Origin of the sequence: Stenotrophomonas sp. HMWF003, from assembly GCF_003061285.1 — a bacterium.
Classification (GTDB): domain Bacteria; phylum Pseudomonadota; class Gammaproteobacteria; order Xanthomonadales; family Xanthomonadaceae; genus Stenotrophomonas; species Stenotrophomonas maltophilia_AP.
Genome location: NZ_QAIW01000437.1, coordinates 3,937 through 7,101 on the forward strand (window position 1 = coordinate 3,937; position 3,165 = coordinate 7,101).

2 protein-coding genes and 1 pseudogene are annotated in these 3,165 nt (G+C 70.2%); 2 read left to right on the plus strand and 1 reads right to left on the minus strand.

What is annotated here, in order from left to right:
* Nucleotides 1-192, minus strand: a pseudogene (locus tag DBR34_RS24075) (DUF998 domain-containing protein); the annotation flags it as partial.
* A gap of 130 nt (nucleotides 193-322) precedes the next feature.
* On the opposite strand from DBR34_RS24075, the gene trxA reads away from it, so the two are divergent.
* A complete protein-coding gene (trxA, locus tag DBR34_RS19170) occupies nucleotides 323-1,180 on the plus strand; it encodes a thioredoxin (protein ID WP_128097958.1) in 858 nt (285 codons plus the stop codon).
* A gap of 205 nt (nucleotides 1,181-1,385) precedes the next feature.
* Complete coding sequence (locus DBR34_RS19175) at nucleotides 1,386-3,050, plus strand: FecR domain-containing protein (protein WP_128097959.1); 1,665 nt, start codon at nucleotides 1,386-1,388, stop codon at nucleotides 3,048-3,050.
* Nucleotides 3,051-3,165: the final 115 nt, after the last annotated feature.

The window sequence follows — 3,165 nt, forward strand, 5'->3', positions numbered from 1 at the left end:
CGCCCCCGGCAGCACCAGCCCCAGCCAACTGAACGCCTGCGCGTGCGGCACCCCGGTGGCACCGAGCAGCGCCACCGGATGCGACAGCGCGCGATACCCGGGCAGCGCCGCGCCGAAGCCGACGACGGCCACCACGAACGCAAGTGCGGCAAGCGCGCCGATGCCGCGATCAATACGGGGCGAAATGTGCATGAAGGTCTGCCTGGGCCGAAGAGGACGCCGCGCATTGTTACCGGTTTGCGCCGATCCCGGGCGCCGGGGTTGCGTCCCGCAACCTGCGCACCCATACACTGCGTACATCTTTAATCGTTGATTGCCGACCATGAGCGAATTGCCGCACGTCTTCGACGCCACCACCGCCACCTTCGAAACCGAGGTGCTGCAGAAGTCCCTGCAGACGCCGGTGCTGGTCGATTTCTGGGCCAGCTGGTGCGAGCCCTGCAAAACCCTGGGGCCCATGCTGGAAAAGCTGGCCGGTGAGTACCACGGCGCCTTCGAGCTGGCCAAGGTCGACGTGGATGCCGAACAGCAGATCGCAGCGGCCTTCCAGATCCGCTCGGTGCCCACCGTGTTCCTGGTCAAGGGCGGCCAGCTGGTGGACGGCTTCCCCGGTGCGATCCCGGAAGGCCAGCTGCGCGAGTTCCTGGCCCAGCACGGGGTGACCCCGGCCGAGCCGGCCGCCGACGCCGTGGCCGAGCCCGAACCGCTGGACCCGCAGGCCCAGGTCGACGTGCTGCGTGCGGCAATCGCCGCCGAGCCGGACAAGGACGAACTCAAACTGGACCTGGCGCTGGCCCTGCTGCAGACCGGCGGCACCGCCGAGGCCAGCACGCTGATCGATGCGCTGCCGGCCAACCTGGCCACCGACGACCGTGCCGTGCGCGCCCGCGCCCGCCTGGATTTCGCCAACGCGCTGCAGGACGCACCGGCCGCCGAGGCGCTGGACGCCCGCATCGCCGCCAATGGCGACGACCTGCAGGCCCGCCACCTGCGCGGGGTGCAGTTGCTGCTGGGCGGCGAGGATGAAGCCGCGCTGGAACAGTTCCTGGCCATGCTGCGCAGCGACCGCACCTTCGCCGAGGGTCTGCCGCGCAAGCTGCTGATCGACGCCTTCAAGGTGATTGCCGACGAGGACCTGGTGGGACGCTACCGCCGCCGGATGGCGTCGCTGCTGTTCTGATCCGGCGCGGGATGCGCCACGTGTTCAGTTTGCCAGGACGGAGGCCCCTCGCCCGCATGGAATGTGACGGAAGTCACGTTCAGAAACTCTGCACGGGTCCCGGGCAATAATGCGACCGCGGCGTCCACGACGCCGCGATCCATTCGGGGGGATGAGGTCTGGGCCATGGGGGCCGCACGGCTGAGCCCCGCCCAGCAGGGCCCAGATGACCGTGAGTTCGACCCGCCTGCTTCACCCTTGTTCGCTGTCCGCCCGCCTGGTGTTGGTGGCAGCCCTGCTGTTCTCCGCCTTTCCTCTGCTGGCCCAGGACTGGACCTACCGGGTGCGTCCCGGTGACACCCTGTGGGATCTCGGTTCGCGGTACCTGAAGCCGTCGGTTCCGTGGGAACACCTGCAAACCCATAACCGCGTGAGCGACCCGTATCGGTTGTCGCCGGGCAGCCAGCTGCGCTTCCCGGTGGCGTGGCTGGCGGTGCAGCCCGTGCCAGCCCGCGTGCTCGCGCTGCGCGGATCGGTGCAGGTGGGCGACACGGCCCAGGGCGGCCTGCGCGATGTGATCGAAGGCCAGCTGCTGACGATCGGCCAGCATCTGGTCACCGGCGCCGATGCCAGCGTCACCCTCGTGTTTGCCGATGATTCGCGGCTGCAGCTGCGCGAAAACTCGCGCCTGCGCCTGGACCAGCTCAGCCGCTACGGGCACACCGGCATGGTCGACACCCGCATACGCCTGCAGCAGGGCCGCACCAGCAACCGGGTGACCCCGGCAACGGGGCCGGCGTCGCGCTACATCATCGATGCCCCCACGGCGACCAGCAGCGTGCGCGGCACCGTGTTCCGGGTCAGCGCCGGCGGTGACGGGCGCAGCGCGGCCACCGAAGTACTGCAGGGCAAGGTGCAGGTTGGCAACGAACGTGGCCAACGCCTGGTCACCCGCGGCCAGGCCACCCGCAGCACGTCGCAGGACACCCGCCCCGGCGAACTGGAGCCGTTGCTGCCGGCGCCGCTGCTGGACCGGGCGCAGCTGCGCCTGGACCCGCTGCCCGCGCAGCTGGCGTGGGCGGCGGTGGACCGTGCCGCGCACTACCGGGTGGAAGTGGTGCGCGCCGACCAACCCGAGATCCTGCTGTTCGCACAGGACACCCCTGCCACCACCCTGACCCTGCCGGATCTGGCGCCCGGCACGCTGCGCGTGCTGGTTCGCGCCGTCAGCGCCGACGACGTGGAAGGTCTCGATGCCGAGCACGATTTCGAGGTGCGTGACCAACCGCCCGCACCGTTGACGGTGCGCCCGGTCAACCAGGAAACCATCAACAGCGCGCGCCCACGCTTCCAGTGGAGCCAGGTCGACGGGGCTGCATCCAGCGTGCTGCAGATCGCGCGCGACGAACAGTTCCTGGTGCCCGTGCTGGAGCAGCAGAGCACCAGCCCGCATGCACGCGCGGCCACGGACCTGGCCCCGGGCGCGTACTTCTGGCGTGTGGCCTCGCGCGATGGCAACGGCCACCGCGGTCGCTTCGGCCAACCGGTCGCGCTCACCCTCACCGACACCCCGGTCGATCCGGCCCTGCAACCGCCGCAGGCCGCCAAGGGCCAATTGACGCTGCGCTGGCAGGCCGGCGAAACCGGTCAGCGCTACCGCGTGCAGATCGACCGCAAGGGCGATTTCACCCACCCGCTGCTGGACCGCGAGGTCGACCAGCCGGAGGTGTCGCTCAAGCGCCCCTGGCACGGCACCCTGCACGTACGCGTGCAGTACATCGACGACGACGGCTATGCCGGCCCGTTCTCGCCGGCACAGCAGGTCACGCTGCCCTGCCGCACCTGTTACGGCGCCGGCGGCGGCGCACTGCTGCTGTGGCTGCTGCTGTGAAGCCACTGGCACTGTCGTGGCCGCAGCGGCTGGCGCTGTCGGCGCTGGTGGGCGGCCTGGCCGCCATCGCCAGCCACTTCCAGTGGTTCTGGCAGCAGGACGAGGCGGTTTACGA

Bases quoted from the DNA above. Each gene is read 5' to 3' on its own strand.
- DBR34_RS19175 (WP_128097959.1), top strand. From the start codon at position 1,386: ATGACCGTGAGTTCGACCCGCCTGCTTCACCCTTGTTCGCTGTCCGCC.
- trxA (WP_128097958.1), top strand. From the start codon at position 323: ATGAGCGAATTGCCGCACGTCTTCGACGCCACCACCGCCACCTTCGAA.